General features: G+C 63.9%; 23 protein-coding genes. 15 read left to right on the top strand and 8 right to left on the bottom strand.

All coding sequences use genetic code 11. The features are described from left to right. Window positions 1-138: 138 nt before the first annotated feature. Together KBT70_RS11385 and fsa are read right to left on the bottom strand one after the other, a co-directional pair. Window positions 139-624, bottom strand: coding sequence for a copper chaperone PCu(A)C (locus tag KBT70_RS11385; protein WP_296633147.1), 486 nt, complete (start codon window positions 622-624; stop codon window positions 139-141). 158 nt (window positions 625-782) lie between these two features. Beyond that, complete coding sequence (fsa, locus tag KBT70_RS11380) at window positions 783-1,436, bottom strand: fructose-6-phosphate aldolase (RefSeq protein WP_296633143.1); 654 nt, start codon at window positions 1,434-1,436, stop codon at window positions 783-785. Window positions 1,437-1,531: 95 nt separating this feature from the next. Here fsa and KBT70_RS11375 point away from each other — a divergent pair, with 95 nt between their 5' ends. The 4 genes from KBT70_RS11375 (at window position 1,532) to KBT70_RS11360 (ending at window position 6,374) form a co-directional block, all read left to right on the top strand. After that, complete coding sequence (locus tag KBT70_RS11375; protein ID WP_296633140.1) at window positions 1,532-3,733, top strand: primosomal protein N'; 2,202 nt, start codon at window positions 1,532-1,534, stop codon at window positions 3,731-3,733. A gap of 56 nt (window positions 3,734-3,789) precedes the next feature. Continuing rightward, window positions 3,790-5,022, top strand: a complete 1,233-nt coding sequence (locus KBT70_RS11370; RefSeq protein WP_296633135.1) for an MFS transporter — start codon at window positions 3,790-3,792, stop codon at window positions 5,020-5,022. Window positions 5,023-5,048: 26 nt separating this feature from the next. Continuing rightward, window positions 5,049-5,921, top strand: a complete 873-nt coding sequence (locus KBT70_RS11365) for a 50S ribosomal protein L11 methyltransferase (RefSeq protein WP_296633131.1) — start codon at window positions 5,049-5,051, stop codon at window positions 5,919-5,921. Between the two features lie 108 nt (window positions 5,922-6,029). After that, window positions 6,030-6,374: a hypothetical protein gene (locus tag KBT70_RS11360; RefSeq protein WP_296633126.1), complete on the top strand. Its 345-nt coding sequence runs from the start codon at window positions 6,030-6,032 to the stop codon at window positions 6,372-6,374. A 79-nt stretch (window positions 6,375-6,453) separates the two neighbouring features. Here the strand turns inward: KBT70_RS11360 and KBT70_RS11355 are convergent, their stop codons facing one another. After that, window positions 6,454-6,651 carry a DUF1127 domain-containing protein gene (locus KBT70_RS11355; protein ID WP_008282093.1) on the bottom strand — a complete coding sequence of 66 codons (198 nt, stop codon included), beginning with the start codon at window positions 6,649-6,651 and terminating at the stop codon, window positions 6,454-6,456. A gap of 308 nt (window positions 6,652-6,959) precedes the next feature. On the opposite strand from KBT70_RS11355, the gene ruvC reads away from it, so the two are divergent. The 6 genes from ruvC to KBT70_RS11325 all read left to right on the top strand — a co-directional run bounded on the left by ruvC (window position 6,960) and on the right by KBT70_RS11325 (window position 12,084). Next, window positions 6,960-7,466: a crossover junction endodeoxyribonuclease RuvC gene (gene ruvC / locus KBT70_RS11350; protein ID WP_296633108.1), complete on the top strand. Its 507-nt coding sequence runs from the start codon at window positions 6,960-6,962 to the stop codon at window positions 7,464-7,466. Continuing rightward, window positions 7,463-8,128, top strand: coding sequence for a Holliday junction branch migration protein RuvA (gene ruvA / locus KBT70_RS11345; RefSeq protein ID WP_296633104.1), 666 nt, complete (start codon window positions 7,463-7,465; stop codon window positions 8,126-8,128). The genes ruvC and ruvA overlap by 4 nt, the downstream gene beginning before the upstream one ends. A gap of 3 nt (window positions 8,129-8,131) precedes the next feature. Then, the gene (ruvB, locus tag KBT70_RS11340; protein WP_296633100.1) at window positions 8,132-9,160 is read left to right on the top strand and encodes a Holliday junction branch migration DNA helicase RuvB; all 1,029 of its coding nucleotides are present in this window, start codon (window positions 8,132-8,134) and stop codon (window positions 9,158-9,160) included. 78 nt (window positions 9,161-9,238) lie between these two features. Next, window positions 9,239-9,883, top strand: a complete 645-nt coding sequence (locus KBT70_RS11335) for a hypothetical protein (RefSeq protein WP_296633098.1) — start codon at window positions 9,239-9,241, stop codon at window positions 9,881-9,883. Between the two features lie 88 nt (window positions 9,884-9,971). Further along, on the top strand, window positions 9,972-11,054 hold the full coding sequence (locus tag KBT70_RS11330) for a transporter substrate-binding domain-containing protein (RefSeq protein WP_296633095.1): 1,083 nt from the start codon (window positions 9,972-9,974) through the stop codon (window positions 11,052-11,054). Window positions 11,055-11,058: 4 nt separating this feature from the next. Continuing rightward, on the top strand, window positions 11,059-12,084 hold the full coding sequence (locus KBT70_RS11325) for a transporter substrate-binding domain-containing protein (RefSeq protein ID WP_296633090.1): 1,026 nt from the start codon (window positions 11,059-11,061) through the stop codon (window positions 12,082-12,084). A gap of 66 nt (window positions 12,085-12,150) precedes the next feature. Here KBT70_RS11325 and KBT70_RS11320 read toward each other — a convergent pair whose 3' ends face one another. The 4 genes from KBT70_RS11320 to KBT70_RS11305 all read right to left on the bottom strand — a co-directional run bounded on the left by KBT70_RS11320 (window position 12,151) and on the right by KBT70_RS11305 (window position 15,034). Then, on the bottom strand, window positions 12,151-12,690 hold the full coding sequence (locus tag KBT70_RS11320; RefSeq protein WP_296633087.1) for an adenine phosphoribosyltransferase: 540 nt from the start codon (window positions 12,688-12,690) through the stop codon (window positions 12,151-12,153). Window positions 12,691-12,750: 60 nt separating this feature from the next. Next, window positions 12,751-13,131 (bottom strand): hypothetical protein, encoded by a 381-nt coding sequence (locus KBT70_RS11315; protein ID WP_296633084.1) that lies wholly within the window; start codon window positions 13,129-13,131, stop codon window positions 12,751-12,753. 76 nt (window positions 13,132-13,207) lie between these two features. After that, on the bottom strand, window positions 13,208-14,083 hold the full coding sequence (locus KBT70_RS11310; protein ID WP_296633081.1) for an S-methyl-5'-thioadenosine phosphorylase: 876 nt from the start codon (window positions 14,081-14,083) through the stop codon (window positions 13,208-13,210). A gap of 138 nt (window positions 14,084-14,221) precedes the next feature. Next, on the bottom strand, window positions 14,222-15,034 hold the full coding sequence (locus KBT70_RS11305; RefSeq protein ID WP_296633078.1) for a cysteine hydrolase: 813 nt from the start codon (window positions 15,032-15,034) through the stop codon (window positions 14,222-14,224). A gap of 80 nt (window positions 15,035-15,114) precedes the next feature. On the opposite strand from KBT70_RS11305, the gene KBT70_RS11300 reads away from it, so the two are divergent. Continuing rightward, entirely contained in the window at window positions 15,115-16,080 is a 966-nt protein-coding gene (locus KBT70_RS11300; RefSeq protein ID WP_296633073.1) for an AraC family transcriptional regulator, read from the top strand. Here KBT70_RS11300 and KBT70_RS11295 read toward each other — a convergent pair whose 3' ends face one another. Further along, window positions 16,081-17,472, bottom strand: coding sequence for a diguanylate cyclase (locus KBT70_RS11295; RefSeq protein WP_296633070.1), 1,392 nt, complete (start codon window positions 17,470-17,472; stop codon window positions 16,081-16,083). A gap of 86 nt (window positions 17,473-17,558) precedes the next feature. On the opposite strand from KBT70_RS11295, the gene KBT70_RS11290 reads away from it, so the two are divergent. The 4 genes from KBT70_RS11290 to KBT70_RS11275 all read left to right on the top strand — a co-directional run. Then, window positions 17,559-17,843 (top strand): DUF3572 domain-containing protein, encoded by a 285-nt coding sequence (locus KBT70_RS11290; RefSeq protein ID WP_296633068.1) that lies wholly within the window; start codon window positions 17,559-17,561, stop codon window positions 17,841-17,843. Further along, window positions 17,840-18,532 carry an HAD family hydrolase gene (locus KBT70_RS11285; RefSeq protein WP_296633065.1) on the top strand — a complete coding sequence of 231 codons (693 nt, stop codon included), beginning with the start codon at window positions 17,840-17,842 and terminating at the stop codon, window positions 18,530-18,532. Before KBT70_RS11290 ends, KBT70_RS11285 begins: the two co-directional genes overlap by 4 nt. Continuing rightward, a complete protein-coding gene (locus KBT70_RS11280; RefSeq protein WP_296633061.1) occupies window positions 18,529-19,416 on the top strand; it encodes a DMT family transporter in 888 nt (295 codons plus the stop codon). Before KBT70_RS11285 ends, KBT70_RS11280 begins: the two co-directional genes overlap by 4 nt. A gap of 100 nt (window positions 19,417-19,516) precedes the next feature. Further along, window positions 19,517-20,538: trimethylamine methyltransferase family protein (locus tag KBT70_RS11275; protein ID WP_296633059.1), on the top strand; the 1,022-nt coding region annotated here is incomplete at its 3' end.

Below are 20,538 nucleotides of genomic sequence, written 5' to 3'. Positions count from 1 at the left end.
ACATATCAGAGACACGGGGCGGGTGCGCTCGTCCCGGACGCGGATCGGAAGCAGGCAACAACCACAGTCGGGCAGTGAATGACACCCGATCCGCGAGACTCGAGGGGGCCTAGTGCCCCCTCTTTTTCTGTGGCGCGCTCAGTTCGAGGGGCTGGCGTGATCCATCTTGGAATGGTCCACGCCGTCCGCCGGATCGACCATGAACTCGACCGCGACCGGGCCTGCGTGCTCGAAATGGAAGGTGGTTGGCACCATGTCCCCCTCCTTGATCGGTCCGGTGAGGCCCATCAGCATGATATGCATCCCGCCCGGTTCGAGATTGATGGTTTCGCCCGCCGGGATGTCGATGGCTTCTATCGGCGTCATCCGCGCCACCCCGTCACTGGCGTGTTCGGTGCTGTGCAGGCTGGCCTTTTTCGCGGCGGGGGTTTCGATGCCAATGAGGCGGTCGTCCTGCGCCCCCTCATTGCTGATGGCCATATAGGCGGCGGCGGATTTGGCCCCGGCGAAGGGTTCGTTGATATGGGGGTGGATGATCTCGAGCGTGTCTTTTTTCACGCTATGGGCATGGGCCGCGCCGCAGAGGGCCAGCGTGCCAAGCAGGGCTGAAATGAAATGTCGCATGAAAATCCTCATGTGTCTGTCGCGCGGTCTGGGGGTGCTGCCACAGCCCGCAATGTCTGATGTATAGGCGGGGCAGGGGGATGCGTCCACTTGCCCGAGAGGTGCCATGAGAAAGGGGCACCAATTGGTGCCCCTCTTGGCCTCTTGTCAAAGACAGGTCAGAGGATTTTCTGGCCGGTCTTTTCCCAATCGGCCATGAAGGTCTTGAGCCCCTGTTCGGTCAGCGGATGCTCGGCCATTTTCTTGATCACGGACGGGGGGGCGGTCATCACGTCGGCCCCGATATGGGCGGCCTGAAAGGCGTGGTTGACGGTGCGGATCGAGGCCGCGAGAATCTGCGTCTCGAACCCGTAATTGTCATAGATCGTGCGGATGTCGGCGATCAGTTCCATCCCGTCGAGGTTGATGTCATCAAGACGCCCGATGAAGGGGGAAATGAACGTGGCGCCCGCCTTGGCCGCCAAGAGCGCCTGATTGGCCGAAAAGCAGAGCGTCACGTTGACCATGTGGCCCTCGCCCGAGAGCACCTTGCACGCCTTGAGACCGTCCCAGGTGAGCGGGACCTTGACGGCGATATTGCCCGCGATGGCGGCGAGTTTGCGCCCCTCGGCAATCATCTCGTCGGCCTTGAGGGCCACAACCTCGGCGCTGACCGGGCCATCGACCATCTCGGCGATTTCTTTGGTCACTTCGAGAATGTCGCGGCCTGATTTCAGGATGAGCGAGGGGTTGGTGGTGACGCCGTCCACCATGCCAAGGTCATTGAGTTCGGCGATCTGATCGGTTTCGGCGGTATCGACAAAGAATTTCATGGGGATTGCCCTCTGTGGCGGGTTGGGTTTGCTTGGCGAAGCGTTTACCTCATGGGGGCGTCCGCCGAAACCCCTCATGCGACAGGAGCCGCCCGTTGACCCAAGCCTTGCCCGACTTTTACGACGAAGGGGCGTTGGTGGCGGTGCTGACGGCGCAACCGCTCCAGGGGCCGCTGGATTATCTGGCCCCTGAGGGCGGGGTCATGGCCGGGGCCTTTGTCGAGGTGCCGCTGGGACCGCGCAAGGTCTTGGGCGTGGTCTGGGGGCCGGGGCGGGGCGGATTTGACCTCAAGAAGGCGCGCAGCATTTTGCGTGTGCTTGATGTCGCCCCGATGCGGGAGGAAATGCAGGAGTTTCTGCGCCGGGCGGGGGAATATACGCTGACGCCGCTGCCGGCGATGCTGCGACTGGCCACGCGCGCGCCGGGGCTAAGCGATCCGCCGTCGATGCAGAAGATTTACCGGCTGGGCGAGGCGGAGCCTGCGCGCCTGACCGATGCACGGGCGCGGGTTTTGGAGGTTTTGCGCGACCATGGTGGGCTGGGGTTCACGCTCAAGGAAGTGAGCGATCTGGCGGGGGTGACATCGTCGGTGGTCAAGGGGTTGGTGGCGCAAGGGGCCGTGCGCGAAGAGGACACGCCGCGCGATACGCCCTTTGCCCCGCTTGATCCGGACCTGCCCGCCAAGGCGCTGACCGAGGATCAGGCAGCGGCGGCAGAGCACTTGCGCGCGGGGCTGCGCGGGCAGGGCTATGGCACAACCTTGCTGCGCGGTGTGACCGGATCGGGCAAAACGGAAGTGTATCTGGAGGCGGTGGCCGAGGCGCTGCGCCAAGGGGGACAAGCGCTGGTGCTCTTGCCCGAGATTGCGCTGACCGCCGAATTTCTGACGCGGGTTGAGGCGCGGTTTGGCGCGCGCCCGGCGGAATGGCATTCCGGCGTCACCATGACCGAGCGGCGGCGGGTGTGGAAAATGGTCGGGCAGGGGGGCGCGCAAATGGTGGTAGGCGCAAGGTCTGCGCTTTTCCTGCCGTTTCAGAACCTTGCGCTGATCGTGGTCGATGAGGAACACGATAGTTCCTACAAGCAAGAGGACGGCGCGCTCTATCATGCGCGCGATATGGCGGTCTTGCGGGCGAGCCTGTGTGGGGCGCGGGTGGTGCTGGCCTCGGCCACGCCAAGCCTTGAGACCTGGGCCAATGCCGAAGCCGGGAAGTATGAACGATTGGATCTCGATGCGCGGTTTGGCGTGGCGGTGATGCCGGAACTGGCGGCCATCGACATGCGGGCGGAAACTTTGCCGTCGAACCGCTGGATTTCGCCCACGTTGCAGGCGGCGGTGAATGCGCGGGTGGCGGCGGGGGAACAGGCGCTCTTGTTCCTCAACCGGCGCGGCTATGCGCCGACCACGATCTGCCGCGCCTGTGGGCATCAGATCGGATGCCCGCAGTGCGATGCGCGGATGGTCGAGCATCGGTTTCAAAAGCGGCTTATGTGCCATCAATGTGGCGAGAGCGCCGCCATGCCCGAGGCCTGCCCGTCCTGCGGTGTGGCAGGCAAGCTGGCGGCGGTCGGGCCGGGGGTGGAGCGGCTGGCGGAAGAGGCGGCGGCGCTTTTCCCGCAGGCGCGGATCGCGGTGCTGTCGTCGGATTTGTTCGGCTCGGCGCGGGCGCTTAAAGAGCAGATCGTCGAGATTGCCCAAGGGGCGGCTGACATCATCATCGGCACGCAACTGGTTGCAAAAGGACATAATTTTCCGTTGCTCACCTTGGTGGGGGTGATTGATGCCGATCTGGGCTTGCAAGGCTCTGACCTGCGCGCCGCCGAGCGGACATTTCAATTGATGCGGCAGGTGGCAGGGCGTGCGGGCCGGGCCGAGCGGGCGGGGCGGGCGCTCTTGCAGACGTTCCAACCCGAGCATCCGGTCATTCGCGCGATTCTGGCGGGGGATGAGGAGGGGTTCTGGCGCGCCGAGGCGGAGGGGCGCAGGCAGGCGGGCGTGCCGCCCTATGGCCGGATGGCCGGGATCATCCTCAGTTCCCCCGACATGCAGGCGGTGTTCGATCTGGGCGAGGCGCTGGCGCGGCGCGATGGGCCTATTCGGGCGGTGGGGGCGCAAGTCTTTGGTCCGGCACCGGCACCGATTGCCCGTATCCGGGGGCGGCACCGGGTGCGCCTGCTGGTCAAGGCCCCCAAGGGCGCGGCGTTGCAGGCGGCGGTGTCGGAGTGGATCGCGCAGGTGCGGTTGCCCGCGCAAATGCGCCTCACGGTCGATATTGACCCGCAGAGTTTTTATTGAAGGCGACCATGGCGCAGCCTCTCGCCAAGGCGGCGACTTGGGCGTAAAGGGAAAATATGAGACCGCAATTCCCTCTGGGCAGAGCACAAGAGCTGCCATTCTGGCGCAGGCCTGTCACGCTGCTGTTCCTGATGGCCGCCGCGATGCCGGTGGCCTTTGCCACATGGTCGGCGCTGCTCAATAACTTTGTAATCGAGGTGGCGGGGTTCAACGGCTCTGATATCGGCTGGTTGCATACGGTGCGGGAAATTCCGGGGTTTCTGGCCATCGGGGTGATCGCGCTCATCCTCTTCATGCATGAGCAGGTTCTGGCGCTGGTCTCTTTGCTGCTCTTGGGGGTGGCGACCGCGATCACGGCGCATTTCCCGAGTCTGGGCGGGATTCTGATGATCACCATGCTCAGTTCCATCGGGTTTCACTATTTCGAGACCGTGAACCAATCGCTGCAATTGCAATGGCTGGACAAGCTGCGCGCGCCGCAGATGCTGGGCTGGCTGATGGCGGGCGGGTCGGCGGCGACGCTGGTGGCCTATGTGCTCATTGTGCTGACCTGGCAAGCCTTTGATCTGAGTTACAATTTCGTCTATATGGTCTCGGGTGGCTTTACCGCCGTGGTGGCGGTGTTTTGCCTGATCGCCTATCCCCGGTTCGAGGCGCCCAATCCGCAGATCAAGAAGATGATACTGCGGCGGCGCTATTGGCTCTATTATGCGCTGCAATTCATGGCCGGGGCGCGGCGGCAGATTTTCATCGTCTTTGCTGGCTTCATGATGGTCGAGAAATTCGGCTTTGACGTGCATGAGGTGACGGCGCTCTTTCTCATCAACCTTGTGGTCAACATGATTTTCGCGCCCCTGATGGGCAAGGCGGTGTTTCATTTCGGCGAGCGCAGGACGCTGCTCTTTGAATATGCCGGGTTGGCGATCGTGTTTCTGGCCTATGGCGGCATTTACTTCTTTGGCTGGGGCGTGGTGCTGGCGGCGACGCTCTATGTGATCGACCATATCCTGTTTTCGCTGGCTCTGGCGCTCAAGACCTATTTCCAGAAGATCGCCGATCCCGGTGATATTGCGCCCACCGCAGCCGTGGCCTTTACCATCAACCATATCGCGGCGGTGTTCCTGCCTGCGGCGCTGGGCTATTTGTGGCTGGTGTCGCCCGCGGCGGTGTTTGTGGGGGCGGCGGGAATGGCCATGGTCTCGTTCTGCCTTGCGCTGCTGATCCCGCGCCATCCCGAGCCGGGCAACGAGACCGTGCTGTCGCGGTTCGTTCCCGCCCCCGCCGAGTGATCCCATTCTTCTCAGAAAGACCCTGCATGCCGACCTATACCGCCCTTACCACCCTTCCCGAAAAAGCCAATGCCGAGGCGCTGGCCGAGGCGTTGGAGCATCTGGAACCGGAACCGACCGGCATCGGATCGTTCGAGATGGAGGACGGATCGGGTCTGTGGGAGATTGGGGCCTATTTCGAGGAGGCCCCGGACGAGTTGGCGCTGGCGCTTTTGGCCAAAGCACACGGGGCCAAGCCCTTTGTCATCTCCGAATTGCCCGAGGTGGATTGGGTGGCCAAGGTGCGGCGCGATCTGACGCCGGTGGTGGCGGGTCGGTTCTTTGTCTATGGCAGCCATGATGCCGACAAGGTGCCCGAGGATTGCGAGCCGCTGTTGATCGAAGCGGCGATGGCCTTTGGCACCGGGCACCATGGCACGACTCAGGGCTGTCTCAAGGCGCTGGACCGGCTGGCGGGTCAAGGCTTTGTCGGGCGGTCGGTGCTCGATCTGGGCTGTGGCACGGCGGTTTTGGCGATGGCTGCGGCGCGGATCTGGCCGGGCGTCATGCTGGCCAGCGACATTGACGCGGTGGCGGTCGAAGTGGCGAGTGCCAATGTGACGGCCAATGCGCTTGAGGGCCGGGTGGACTGTATCGAGGCCGAAGGGCTGGAGCATCCGCGCCTGAGTGCGGCGGCCCCCTATGATCTGGTCTTTGCCAATATTCTGAAAGGGCCGTTGATTGCCCTGGCACCTGGCATCACGGCGGCGTTGATGCCAGGGGGCAAAGTGATTCTCTCGGGCATTTTGAACGAGCAGGCCGATGAGGTGCGCGACGTTTATTGCGCGCTTGGAAACAGTGTCGAGCATCGCGAAGAGATTGGTGACTGGACCACGCTGACCCTATCTAAAAGTCTATAAAATTGCGTCAGGATTGGGGCTGATCTGGAACGCTGCCTTGGTTTTGCCACATTTCGGACCTACCTTCTCCTTATCGCGGTGGGGGTCGTGATAACGGGATGTCTCGATATGAGTGAAGCATTTCAAGGGTTCGACTCGCGCCTCAAATCCATCGGCCGCAAGCGTACACGACTGGCGCAGGGCTATGTGAGCAAGGTTGGCAAGGACGGGTTGATCGTCTTTCGTCCCAAACGCCGCAAAACGGGCGTGCCGCTGCGCGGTCTGTTCTATCTCGTGCTCGGATTTACCTTTTTCAAAGCGGTGATCATCGCGCATCTGGGCGCGCCGCTCTATGCGGATCGGCTGGCGCAATTGGCGCAGGGCAGCATCGTGGAACAGGCAGGGGCTGTGGTGATGCAGTCCGATCCGGTCAGCCAGATGCTCTCGGCCTATCTGCGCCCGATCCTGCGCTGAGCGCCAAGCCTTTTACGCATGAAAAAAACCCGCGCGGTACATACCGGCGCGGGTTTATTGTTTGGGCCTCATGGCGCGATCAGATCTGGCGTGCGACCAGATCAATGTCGCCCCGGCTGAGACCGATATCGTCGAGTTCGCGGTCCGAAAGGCGCGACAGGGCGGCGCGGGTGGCGCGACGCTCGTTCCAAGCGGCGAGAACCGAGAAGGCGCGGGCGAAGATTGCGCCGAAACCGGCGTGAGAAGCGTGAGAGCGGGTGCTATCGAGAGCGGCCATGATTTTATTCCTGTAGAATGAGGGGACAGAGTGTGTCTGTTTCTGGACCGCAGGTAATCCGCACCTATCGTTCTCGCAAGGCGAGTTTATTGCATAGTTCTTATGCGTTTTATGCATGGGTATAACAAGGCTTAAGCCTATTGTTTTTAAATGATTTTAAAATTGGCATTGGTCGCGTGCCAAGGGGATGCGCGACATTTCTGCAACGCAGCGATGGGAAAACGGGCAGTTTGTGAACGCGCATTCCGCTTGGTGCTTGTTCTCGTTTCGTGCTATTGCTGAAAAAAATGAACGGGCAGGGCAGCGAGATGCGGGTATTGGGAATTGATCCGGGGTTACGCAACCTCGGCTGGGGCGTGATCGAGGTCGAGGGCAGCAGGCTGAGCCATGTGGCCAACGGCATCTGCCATTCGAGTGGTCCGGACCTCGCGGCGCGGCTCTTGTCGCTCTATGAGCAACTCACCGATATTCTGCACCGATTTGATCCGCAGGCCGCGGCGGTCGAGCAGACCTTTGTCAACAAGGACGGGGCGGGCACGCTGAAACTGGGTCAGGCGCGGGGCATTGCCCTGTTGGTGCCCGCGCAATACGGGCTGACGGTGGGGGAATATTCGCCCAATACGGTCAAGAAAACGGTGGTGGGCGTGGGCCATGCCGCCAAGGAACAGGTGGCGCATATGGTCAAGGTGCAATTGCCCGGTGTCGTGCTGGCGGGGCCGGATGCGGCGGATGCGCTGGCGATTGCGATCTGTCACGCGCATCACGCGCGGTCCTCTGACATGCTGGCGCGGGCGGTGGCGAGGGCCAGCGCATGATCGGGCGCGTTGCCGGGCGGATTGATTATCGCGGCACGGATCATGTGCTGATCGACGTGCGTGGGGTGGGCTATCTCGTGTATTGCTCGGAGCGGACGCTGTCGGCGCTGCCGGGGGTTGGGGGGATGGCGGCGCTCTATACGGATCTGCTGGTGCGCGAGGATCTCTTGCAGCTTTTCGGCTTTCCAACCCTGGTGGAAAAGGAATGGCACCGCTTGCTGATGAGCGTGCAGGGGGTGGGGGCCAAGGCCTCGCTCGCCATTTTGGGGGCGCTTGGGCCAGAGGGCGTGGGGCGCGCGATTGCGATTGGGGATTGGAATTCGGTCACGGCGGCCAAGGGCATCGGGGCCAAGACCGCGCAGCGCGTGGTCAACGAGTTGAAGGACAAGGCGCCGCTGGTCATGGCAATGGGGGCGGCACCGCCCCCAGCCCCGCCTTCGCCGGACACGGGCGAGGTGATCGAAACTGTGCTGGTGGCCGCACCCGCCACGGTCCCTCCCAGCCCCGGCGCACAGGCCGAGGCACTGTCGGCGCTGACCAATCTGGGCTATTCCCCCGGCGAGGCGGCAGGGGCCGTGGCGCAGGTGGCGGGCGAGATGCCCGAGGGCACGACATCCGATCTGATCCGCGCCGCCCTGCGGCGGTTGGCACCGAAAGGGTAAACCATGGCTGAACCGGACCCGACATTGCGCGGCGCGGCCTTGCCCGAGGATCAGGACCGCAGCCTGCGGCCACAGGCGCTGTCGGAGTTCATCGGGCAGCGCGAGGCGCGGGCCAATCTGGCGGTCTTTATCCAATCGGCGCGGCAGCGCGGCGATGCGATGGATCATACGCTCTTTCACGGTCCCCCCGGTCTGGGCAAGACCACGCTGGCGCAGATCATGGCGCGCGAACTGGGGGTGGGGTTTCGCATGACCTCTGGTCCGGTGCTGGCCAAGGCCGGGGATCTCGCGGCGATCCTCACCAATCTCGAGCGCAATGATGTGCTTTTCATCGACGAAATCCATCGCCTCAACCCGGCGGTGGAAGAGGTGCTCTATCCGGCGATGGAGGATTTCGAGCTGGATCTGGTGATCGGCGAAGGGCCCGCAGCGCGCACCGTGCGGATCGAGTTGCAGCCCTTCACGCTGGTGGGGGCGACAACGCGGCTGGGCCTCTTGACCACGCCGTTGCGCGACCGCTTTGGCATTCCCACGCGGCTGCAATTTTATGAGATCGACGAGTTGCACGAGATCGTGACGCGCAACGCAAAGCTCTTGAACATCCCAACCGACACCGACGGCGCACGCGAGATTGCGCGGCGCGCGCGCGGCACGCCGCGCATCGCGGGCCGCCTCTTGCGCCGGGTGGTGGATTTCGCGGTGGTTGAGGGCGGTGGCGTCATCAGTCGTGCGTTGGCGGATAGTTCACTCACCCGGCTTGGCGTGGATCATCTGGGGCTGGATGGTGCCGACCGGCGCTATCTGCGCCTGATTGCCGAGGCCTATCAGGGCGGGCCAGTTGGGATCGAGACCATCAGTGCGGCGCTGAGTGAGAGCCGCGATGCGCTGGAAGAGGTGATTGAGCCGTTTCTCCTGCAACAGGGCCTGATCCAACGCACACCGCGCGGAAGGATGCTGGCGCAGGGCGGCTGGGCGCATCTGGGGCTGGCCGCACCGGGGCCGAAAGGGCAGAGTGATCTATTCGAGGGGTAAGGCGCGGTTGGTGATGTTGGAGTTGAGTATTTTCAGAACGATGAAAGGCAAGGTGTGCCTGGATTGCAGGGGCTTGGCATGAGCGACACCCTGACACCTGACGAGATTGCGGCGCTGTTTACGCGTGCGGATGGGGAGTTTCTCTTTGCCCGCTGGGGGCGGCCCATTGTGCCGGTGGTGTTCGGCACGGATGACGCGACATTGAGCGTGGTCAAGGGCGCGGTCGAGGCGGTGGTGGCCTTGGCCGGGCATCAGATGGCCGAGACCGACCCGGAACTGGGCGCGAACCTCATGCTCTTTTTCTTTCGCGACTGGCAGGAATTGCCGGAGGTGCCGGGGCTGGATCGGCTGATCCCGGATCTTGGCCCGCTGGTGGCAAAGCTGGAGGGGGCGGAAGCCAATCAATACAGGATTTTCCGCTTTGATCCGGCGGGGGCCATTCGGGCCTGCTTTGTGTTCCTGCGGATGGACGCGCATCTGAGTGCGGTGCCCGCTGAAACATTGGCGCTGAGCCAGATCGTGCAGAGTATGGTTTTATGGTCGGACCGGGCGTTTCAGGACCGCTCGGCGCTGGCCGTGCTGCCGGGGGGCGGTGTTGTGCTGCGGCCCGAGATCGGGGCGTTGATCCGGGCGGCCTATGACCCTGTTTTGCCGCCGGTCAGTCAGGATGCGAGCCACGCGCTGCGACTGGCCGCGCGGATCGGGCGGGGCGGCGCGCACTGAGCCTGCAAAGCGGGGTGGCGGGGCGGAAACGACTTGACCGAATCTGCCGGATTGGCCTTAGTGCCCCCATTATCTGGGGGAATGTTTAATGAGGAACGCTATTGGTGGGGCGGTGTTGCTGCTGGCCGGTGTCGTGGCCGGGCACTCTCAGGCGCAGGGCTGTGGCGGCAGCTATGTGGTGCAAGGCGGCGATAGCCTGACGCTGATAGCGGATCGGTTCTATCAGGACGCGGGAAAGTGGACCGCGATCCATTCGGCCAATCTCGATCAGATCGGCGAAGACCCCAACAATTTGCGGGCGGGCATGAACCTGCGGCTGCGCTGTATCGACGGTCGGCCCACGGGCCTCGCGGGTGGCACGGTCGCGCCCGAGGCACCGCTTGCCGCCGCGAAGCCGCTGGTCGTGGCCCCCGGCAATGCCGCCACGAGGCGCAAGATCAACATCCTGACGGGGGGCGATTTCTGGCCTTTCACAGACAAGGCGATGCCCGGTGGCGGCATGCTGACCGAGGTAGTAGAGGCGGCGATGCAGGCGACGAACCCGCCGCAGGGGTTTGCGATTCACTGGGTCGATGACTGGTCTGCGCATCAAGAGCCGCTCTTGTCCAATGCGCTCCTCGATATCGGGTTTCCGTGGTTCAAGCCCGATTGCGCCCGTGATCCCGAGACCGATCAATGCGCTAACCTGCTCTATTCCGGGTCGATGTTCGAAGTGCTGATGCTGCTCTTTGTCGATCGGTCGCGGCCCATGGCCTTTCACTCGGACGCGGATATGCAAGGCAAGACGCTGTGCCGGCCTGCGGGCTATCCCACCTTCATGTTGGATCAGGGCGGGCGCAACTGGCTCAAGACGGGCGTGATCACGCTCAAGACGCCGCGCTCCCCTGCTGAGTGCCTGCGGCTCTTGGTGGAAGGCGAGGTGGATGGCGTTGTGCTCAACGAATTCCTCGGACGGGGCAAGATCAAGGAATTGGGGCTGGAGGCGCGCGTGGTCGTGGCCGACGGCCAGCCGATTTCGGTCGAAGGCACGCATATGGTCGTGCATCGGTCGCACCCCGACGGCCCGGCGTTTCTGGCGGTGTTCGAGCGGGGACTGGCCGAAATCAAGGCGGATGGGCGCTATCAGCAAATCATCGAGGCGCATATGAGCCGCGTCTGGGCGGGGTTCTGAGGGGATGCAGGATCGGATCGCAGCCGTCGTCATTCTGGGGGCCACCCTGCTGCTGCCGGGGGCGGCGCGGGCGCTCTGCGATGTGACCTACCGGGTGCAGCCCGGCGATACGCTGGCCGGGGTTGCCGAGACGCATTACGAGGATGCCGAGCAATGGACCTTGATCTATTACGCCAATCAGGCCGGGCTGGCAGGGCAGGCTCAGGCCTTGGTCGCAGGGAGCGAGATCTATATTCCCTGTCCGGCACAGAACCCGGAGCCTGATGCCACACCGCTGCGCCAAAGCGGGGCGGAACTGACCCTGCTCACCGCCGGGGGGGATGTGCCCTTTGCCGATCAGGATTGGCCGGGGGGCGGCATGGTTACGGAACTGGTCAATGCCGCATTAGAGCTGAGCCCGTCGCCGGTGCCCTATGAAATCGTGTGGGAGCCGGATCGCAGTCAGCATCTGGAGCCGCTGTTGGGGCAAAAGCGCTATGACATGGGCTTTCCCTGGATCAAGCCCGATTGCAGCCTTGAGCCAGACGTGGCGCTCTGCACTGAATTTCATTTTTCCGAGCCCTTGATGGATTTGCCGGTGATGCTGTTCCGGCGCGCCGACAGCGATTTTCGTTATACTGAGGATGCGGATATTCTGGGCAAGCGGCTCTGCCGTCCGGCGGGGCGGTTTATCCATGATCTTGACCGGGCGGACCGGCGCTGGTTAGCGCAAGGCAAGATCAGCCTGACCCAGCCCGGCAGCCCCGAGGAGTGTTTTGCGCTCTTGATGGCGGGGGCGGTCGATGCCGTCAGCCTCGATGTGTTCGAGGGCGCGGCCAAGATCGTGGCCATGGGCCTGCGCGGGCAAGTGGTGCCGGTCGATCAACCGCTCTCGCGTGAGGCGCTCTTTGCGGTGATTTCCAAGACCCATTGGCGCGGCACGACGCATCTCTACCGGCTCAATGCGGGGCTTGCCAAGCTGCGCGAGAGCGGGCGCTATGGCGAGATTGTCCAGCGGCATCTGGCGCTCTTTTGGGAAGCGTTGAAGTAGCCGGATGTGCTGTGTCCCGTGGCGGATCGGGAAATTTGAGTATTTTGGGAACGATGAAAGGGGCGGTCAGAGCCCCTCGAAAGTGCAGAGCGTGTGGACGTCCATGCCCATGTCGGTCAGCCGCTTGTGGCCGCCCAAGTCGGGCAGGTCGACGACAAAGGCGCAGCCGGTGATGATCCCGCCCAGCCGTTCGATCAGCCGAATCCCCGCCGCTGCGGTGCCGCCTGTCGCCAGAAGGTCATCGACCAAGAGCACGCGCTCGCCGGGCTGGATGGCGTCATCATGGATTTCAACCACCGCTTCGCCATATTCGAGCTGATACTCTTCTGAGATCACCGCGCCGGGCAGTTTGCCCTTTTTGCGGATCGGCACGAAACCCACGGACAATTGGTGCGCGATGGCACCGCCGAGGATGAAGCCGCGCGCCTCGAGCCCTGCCACCTTGTCGATGGGCTCGCCGGCATAGGGATGCAGCATCTGGTCGATGGCCATGCGAAAGCCGCGCGGATCGGCAAAGAGCGTGGTCACATCGCGAAAGAGAATCCCCTCATGTGGGAAATCGACGATGGTGCGGATATAGTCGCGGACGGTTTTAATCGGTGGCATGGTGTGGCTCCGGCTGGCTGCGGCAGGGTTGTGGCGCAGGGCGCGCGCGGGCGCAAGCGCTCAGTGCGTGGTGCGATACTGGGCGATGACCTCGGTCAGGGTGCCGATGGCCCAGAGGGTGAGGCCAAAGACCACGATGCAGAGGAGGAAATTGAGCGCGGATTGTAGGAGGCGCCCAAGCCGCCCCGCCGGATTGCCGAGAAAGGCGATCTCAGGCCGTAAGAGAAAGCGCGAGGCGATATAGCCAAAGAGCAGCGCCGAGAGAATCCAATAGGTGACGAGGATGATCGGCTGATCATTGGTGCGCGCGAGATAGCTGGCAAAGCCCACAACCAGAACCCAGCGGATGACCTGAAATATCTCATCGGTGAGCGCCTCGAAGCGGCGGCCCATGGCATAGCGCCACTGTTGATTGGTGAGTTTGTCGATGAAATGGCTCATGCGCCTGTTGTGGGCGCGGCGCGCGCGGGCGTCCAGTGGTGTGACAGCCTGCGCGCGAAGAGTTGAGCAGGGGCGATCAGCCCAGCACCCGCCCCGCCACCGCGTCGAGCCGCGCCATCAGCGCGGGATCGCGTTTTTCGGGGGCGGTGATCAGGGCAAAATCGAGCGCCCGGTCGCAGCCATGCGGGCAGGGGGCGCGGTCGGCCCCCAGAAGGGCAGGCAGGCGGCGAAGAAGGCTGCGCCCCTTGTCGGCATTGCCGGTGAGGGTGGCGATGATGGCGGTGATATCGACCGCGCCGTGATCCGGGTGCCAGCTATCATAGTCGGTGATCATGGCGACGCAGGCATAGCAGAGTTCCGCCTCGCGGGCGAGTTTGGCCTCGGGCATGCCGGTCATGCCGATCACGTCGCAGCCCCAGACATTGCGGTAGAGGTTCGATTCCGCGAGGGTCGAGAATTGCGGGCCTTCCATGGCGAGGTAGGTGCCGGCGCGATGCACGGTGATGCCTGCCCCCTCTGCCGCTATAGCACAGGCCTCTGAGAGGCGGGGACAGGTGGGATGCGCTACGCTGACATGGGCCACGCAGCCGGGGCCGAAAAAGGATTTCTCGCGCGCAAAGGTGCGGTCGATATACTGATCGACAAGGACGAAATCGCCCGGTGCCATGTCTTCGCGGAACGAGCCGCAGGCCGAGACAGAGATCACATCCGTGACACCCAGACGTTTGAGCGCGTCGATATTGGCGCGGTAGGGCACGGAAGAGGGGCTATGCACATGACCGCGCCCGTGGCGGGGCAGAAAGGCCATCGGCACCCCGTCGAGCGTGCCGGTGAGGATCGCATCCGAGGGCGCGCCCCAAGGGGTTTCCACCCTGCGCCATTCAGCCCCTTGCAGCCCGTCAATCTCGTAGAGCCCGGAACCGCCGATCACCCCGATCATTGTCTCTGTCATGTGCTGCTGTCCTGTCTGATGCCTCTTGGGATCATGGTTACGACGGTTCGCGGCAAATGAAAATGCCCGCGCGGTCCGTGATCCGCGCGGGCGTGCCTGCCTGTCATCCCCGGCAAGCAGGCAAAGTGGCAGCGGGCGTTAGCCCAGCATCGCCACGACCTCTTCGGTGGTCCAGACGGCGTTGGCCATGTAGCGGAAGTTGATCAGGGCGGCGAGATAGCCATCGCCCTCGGGCAGCATGGCGGCGGCGGTGGCGTCCTTGATCACCGCGACCTCGAAGCCCTGTTCCAGCAATTCGCGCATATGGCTCTCGGTGCAGAGGTTGGCGGACATGCCGGCGAGGATCACCTGATCGACGCCCTGTTTGCGCAGTTGCAGGGCAAGGTCGTTATGCTCTGGCCCGTAGAGTTTATGAGGCGAGGTGACGATGGTCTTGCCGTCGTTGATGTAGGGTTTGTAGAGATCGAGGAAATCGGCACCCGAGCCTTCGAATCCTTCGAGCGACAGCGGGTCCTTGCGGTCGAACATGCCGATCTTGTGCATCAGCTTTTCGAGCGCGCCTTCGAACTTCCAGCCGTGATCGGTGGGATAGTAGTAATGCGGCGAGACCGCGACCGTAATGCCCGCCGCCTTGGCCGCCTTGAACAGGCTCTCGATATTGGCGACGGTGTTGTTCCGCTCGACACTGGCGCCGACCACACCCCAGGTCACGCCATTGGGGCTGAGAAAATCGTTTTGCGGGTCGGTGACGACCAGGGCGACGCGCGTCAGGTCGATCTTCATGTCGCTGGGCGGCAGGGCCGGTTCGGCGGGATCGGCATAGGGATTGTCCTGCGCCTGAGCGCCGGTGGCGGCAAGGCCGGTCGCGGCGGCAGCAAGGGCCACGGTGCCGGTCAGCGCCTGACGGCGGGTGAGTTTCGGCTCGTGGTCGTGGTCATGACAATTGCACATGGTCTCTCTCTCCTGAGTGGGGGTTGAATGGGGCGACATTGGCAGGGGCCATGTGCCTTTGCGTCCCGAATACGTGGCGCATGGCATTATTTCAGTGCCAATCCCGCCCGGCCCGTGGCACGCTCTGCGCCATGCAGATCACCGAGACCCATGACCGAATCCTGAGCGAGCTCGACATCCGGCCAGAGCCCTTTGCGCTCTGTGCGCTGGAGGGGATGTGCAGTCTCGGGCTTGGGCGGGTGCCGGGCGCGACGTTGCATTATGTCCTGAGCGGGGAGGGGCATCTGAGCTTGCAGGGGCATGCGCCGATTGCGCTTGCGCCGGGGCGGATGGTGCTGGTGCCATCCTGTGCGCGCCATTCGCTGAGCCACAATGGCAAAGGTGCCACGGTGGTGCCGGAGTGCAAGCCTGCGGGGCTTGATCTTGAGGAACACGTGGCGCGCGGCGAGGGCGAGGGCACGATGGTCGTGCTCTGTGCGCGGCTGCATCTGGGGCTCCGGGGCACGCATGGGCTGATTGATCTCATGCGCGCGCCGCTCAGTCTTGATCTGAACACGGCACCGGGGGCCGCGCGGGCGATGGAGACCTTGCTGGGCGAGGTGTCGCAGCAGCGGACCGGCGGGCGGGCCATGGTGCGCGTTCTGCTCTTGCAATGCGTGATCGAGATGTTGCGCGGGCGGCTCGAGGCGGGTGATCCCGCTGTCATGTGGGTGGGCGCGTTGGCCGATCCGGGGCTGTGGCGGGCGCTCTGCGTGATGCTCGATGATCCCGGCGCGCCCCATGCGCTCGAGAGTCTTGCCGAGGCTGCGGGCATGAGCCGGTCGCGGTTTGCAGAGCGGTTTCAGGCCGCCTATGGGCAGGGTCCGATGGGATTTCTGCGGGCGTTGCGATTGGCGCGCGCGGCGCAGCTCTTGGTGGATCAGCGTGTGCCGGTCAAACGGGTGGCGCAAATGGTGGGCTTTGCCAGCCGCAGCGCGTTTACCCGCGCCTTTGTCGAGGTCTGGGGACAATCGCCGCGCGCCTTTCGGCTGGGACAGGAGCGGTGATCAGGCGGCGGAGCGGGCGCAGAACGTGACCATGTTGCGCCCCTGCGCCTTGGCCGCATAGAGCGCGCGATCCGCCTCTTCCAGCAATTGCCCGACACCGGGCGCGGGGCCGGTGGGTGACGGTGTGGCCATGGTCACGCCGATGGAGATGGTGACATGCAGCGGGGGCGTCTGGGCCGTGACCGCGATGGGGGTCTGGGCAATCATGGCGCAGAGCCGGTCGGCGGTGCGCTGGGCGCGCCTGCGGCTGGTGGCGGGGGTCACGATCAGAAACTCCTCGCCGCCGATGCGGGCGAGCATGTCGCCATCGCGCAGATGTGCGCGCAAGTGGCGCGTGACCGCGCAGAGCACCTCGTCGCCGGCCGCGTGCCCATGGCGGTCATTGACCTGTTTGAAAAAGTCGAGGTCGGCCAGCATCACGGCAAAACTCTCGCCGGATGTCTGGCTGGATTCGATCAGACGTTGCAGGAAGGGCAGGGCAAAGCGGCGGTTATGCGCGCCGGTCAGCGGGTCGAACATGGCCGCGTTGAGCCCGTCGCGCAGCGCCGCGCGCAGGCGCTCGCCGCGTCGTTTGCGGCGCAGTTGCGCCGAGAGGCGGAGAATCAGCTCTCGCGGATCGGGATCTCCTGTGATCACGTCATCCGCGCCCATGTCGAGCACGGTCACGCCAAGAGAGGCGGCATCGGCCTCGACCAGTGCGATGATCGGGCGGCAGCGGCTGCGCGGTGCGGCCTTGAGTTCGGCCAAAAGACGCAGGCCCTCTTCGGCCTCTGCCCCGGTGATCTGCAGGAGATAGACATCGGCGGGCGGCTGCGTATCCGAGAGCGACAGGGCGCGGTCGGCGTCGATGACGGTTGTGGCATGGGCGGAATGGCGCGCCAGCAGGGTTTGCAGGCCATAGGCCCCGGCGCGCGAGCGGGCGATGATCCCGATGCGGCCCGGCGCATCAAAGCCCGGAGGGGCCTCGGCAAAGCCAAGGGCCTGTGCGCCACCAATTTGCAGGCTGAGTTCCTGTTCGCCGTGATGCTGGCGCAGAAGATTGCGCAGGCGCGCCAAGAGCAGCGCCTCGGGCACCGGTTTGCTCAGAATGTCGTCCGCCCCGGCGCTGAGGGCTGCGCGGCGTTCGGTCGGACAGTCCGTCGTCTGGAGGAACATCACGGGAATGGTCCGGTTTCCTTCGGCGCGGCGCAGGGCGGTGAGGAAGTCCGAGGCCGTGGTATCGGGCAGGCAGGCATTTGCCAGGATCAGATCAGGGCGCTCTACGGCGACAAGGCGCAGCGCCTCTTTGGCCGAGGCCGCTTGAACGACCTCGTAATGTGCGTGGCATAATTTGACCTTCAACACGATCCTGTTGGTCGCAAGATCGTCGACGATCAGAATTTTTCCTGACATGGACGCGACGCCTTTGCTCTTGCCCTTTACGATTGGTTCACTATCCATGGCAGAGGTTAAGAAAACCTTTCCAGAAATTAACCGGGATGACGATGCAGCAGGAAACCGCCGAAACGATTGCCTTGCAGGCGCTGGGCTGGCTTGCGGCGCAGGACGAGCTCTTGCCGGTGTTCCTTGGGGCGACGGGTGCCTCGGAGCAGGACCTGCGCGTGCGCGCGACAGAGCCGGAATTTCTGGGTGCGGTGCTGGATTTTCTGATGATGGATGATGCCTGGGTCGTGCGGTTCTGCGACGCGCAGGGGATGAAATACGAGACGCCGATGATGGCGCGTGCGGCCTTGCCGGGCGGGGCACAGATGAGCTGGACATGAGCCGCGCCGACGGAATTCTCTTTGACAAGGACGGCACGCTCTTTGATTTCCACGCGACCTGGAGCGTGTGGGCGCATGGGGTCATTGCCGATCTCTCGGAGGGTTCCCCCGATGTCATGGCGCGGATGGCCCATGAGGCGCATTACGATCTGGTGGCGCGGCGATTTCACCCCACCAGCCCGATCATTGCGGGCACCAACCGGGAAGCCGCCGAATGTCTGGGCCGCGCCTTACCGGGCCGGGCCGTGGACGAGATCGAGGATCACCTGAGGCTGAGTGCGGCCACCGCACCGCTTGCCCCGGCGGTGCCCCTTGCCCCCTATCTTGAAGGGTTGGCCGCGCGAGGGCTGCGGCTGGGCGTGATGACCAATGACACCGAATACGGTGCGCGCGCGCATCTGGGCAAGGCCGGGGTGCTTGGGCATTTCGATTTCATCGCGGGGTTTGATTCGGGCTATGGGGCCAAGCCTGCGCCGGGGCCGCTCTTGGCCTTTGCGCGCGCCATGGCGCTAGAGCCTGCGCGCGTGGTCATGGTGGGTGACAGCACCCATGACCTGATGGCAGGGCGTGCGGCGGGGATGCAATGCGTGGGCGTTCTGACCGGCACGGCGAGCCGCGCCGATCTGGAATCGCTCGCCGATATCGTGCTGCCTGACATCGGCCATATCCCGGCTTGGCTGACCGCATGAGGCAACATCCCCTGTTCGGGCTGGCGCTGGCGACGTTCGGCGCGCTGATGCTCACGCCCGATGCGCTCTTCATGCGGTGGTCGGGCATGGGCGGCTATCAGATGGTCGGCTGGCGCGGCTTGATGATGGGCCTTGTTTTCCTGATCTTCTGGGCCGTGACCTCTAGGCACCGTCTGCGCGATCTGGGTGTTCTGGTCAGTGGGTACGGGATTGGCATCGTGATCTGCCAATATGCCAACGCGACGCTCTTCAGCCTAGGCATTGCCAATGCGCCGGTCGCTGTCGTTCTCTTTGGCGTGGCCACCGTGCCGGTGTTCGCGGCACTCTTTGCGCGGGTCATCATCGGAGAGCCGACGCGCACCTCCACATGGATCACCATTGTCGTGGTCATGGCGGGCATCGCGCTCGCGGTGTTTGGCGGCGGGCATGGCGATGTGACGCTGGACCGCGCCGCGCTCTGGGGGGCACTGGCTGGACTGGGCGTGGCGATGGTGCTGGCGCTCAATTTCGTGATCCTGCGGGCGCAACCGCAGGTGCCGATCCTTTTGGTGATCGGGTTGGGCGCGGTGCTGGCGGGGGCCTCTGGCGTGTTTGTGACCGGGCCTGCGGCCATGATGCAAGGCGAGGTCTGGGCGATTGCGATCTGTGGTCTGGTGATCTTGCCGGTGTCGTTCTTTTCGCTCTCGCTTGCGTCGCGCTATACCCACGCCTCGAATGTGAGCCTCTTGTTGCTGCTCGAGACCGTTCTTGGGCCGCTCTGGGTCTGGCTGGGCACCGGTGAGGGGCCGACGCCGATGATGCTCTTGGGGGGGCTGATCGTGGTGGTCACGCTGGCGATCTACCTCTGGCAGACCGGGCGGCGGCGCATGGCGCTGCAATCGTGATCCGCGAAAAGCAAAAACGACAGCATACGTCGCTAAGCGGCATGTGAGGTCGCCCTGAGCGGTGTTTCGTGAGGTCAAACGAGCACCGGAGGGGCATCAGATGGCCGAAGATCTCAAACGCAGGACACGCAGCGGTGGGCGCGCAGGCGGGGTGGCCCGGCGCGGCAGCGCGGTCATCGAACAGATGCCGTGGAACCCGCCCATCAACCGCGATCGCCCGACCGAGCCTCTGACCGATGCGGGGGTGTTGGCGATTCACGATGGCGCGATGCGTATACTTGAAGAGATCGGGATCGAGTTTCTCAACCCCGAGGCGGTTGAAATCCTGCGCGCGTCCGGTGGCTGCAAGATCAATGGCGAGAATGTCCGCATGGGCCGCGATTTCGTCATGGAGATGATCGCCAAGGCACCCGAAAGCTGGACCATCACGCCGCGCAACCCGGACCGCCGGATCACCATGGGGGGCAATCACCTTAATTTTGGCAATGTGTCGTCACCGCCGAGTTATTGGGACATGAAGATTGGGCGCAAGGTCGCAGGCACGCGCGAGATGTGCCAGAACCTCTTGAAACTGACGCAATATTTCAACTGTATCCATTTCGCGGGCGGCTATCCGGTCGAGCCGCAGGATATCCATGCCAGCGTCCGGCACCTCGACGTGCTCTATGACAAGCTGACGCTGACCGACAAGGCGATGCATGCCTATAGCTTGGGCGCAGAGCGGGTCGATGACGTGATGGAGATGGTGCGGATTGCGGGGGGTTTGAGCCACGAGGAATTCGAGGCCAGCCCGCGCATGTATACCAACATCAACTCCACCTCGCCGCTCAAGCATGACTATCCGATGCTGGACGGCTGGATGCGGCTGGCGCGGCGCGGTCAGGGGCTGGTGGTCACGCCGTTTACTTTGGCCGGGGCCATGGCGCCGGTGACGATGGCGGGGGCGGTGGCGCAATCCATCGCCGAGGCGCTCTGTGCGGTGGTTCTGGCGCAACTGATCCGCCCTGGCGCGCCCTGTGCGATTGGCACTTTTACCTCGAATGTTGACATGAAATCCGGCGCACCGGCCTTTGGCACGCCGGAATACATGCGCGCCACCCAGATGACCGGGCAATTGGCGCG

The organism is Roseovarius sp. (genome assembly GCF_018066915.1).
Classification (GTDB): domain Bacteria; phylum Pseudomonadota; class Alphaproteobacteria; order Rhodobacterales; family Rhodobacteraceae; genus Roseovarius.
The sequence above is the reverse complement of the archived record's forward strand: the minus strand, read 5'-3'. Positions and strand labels throughout refer to the sequence as shown.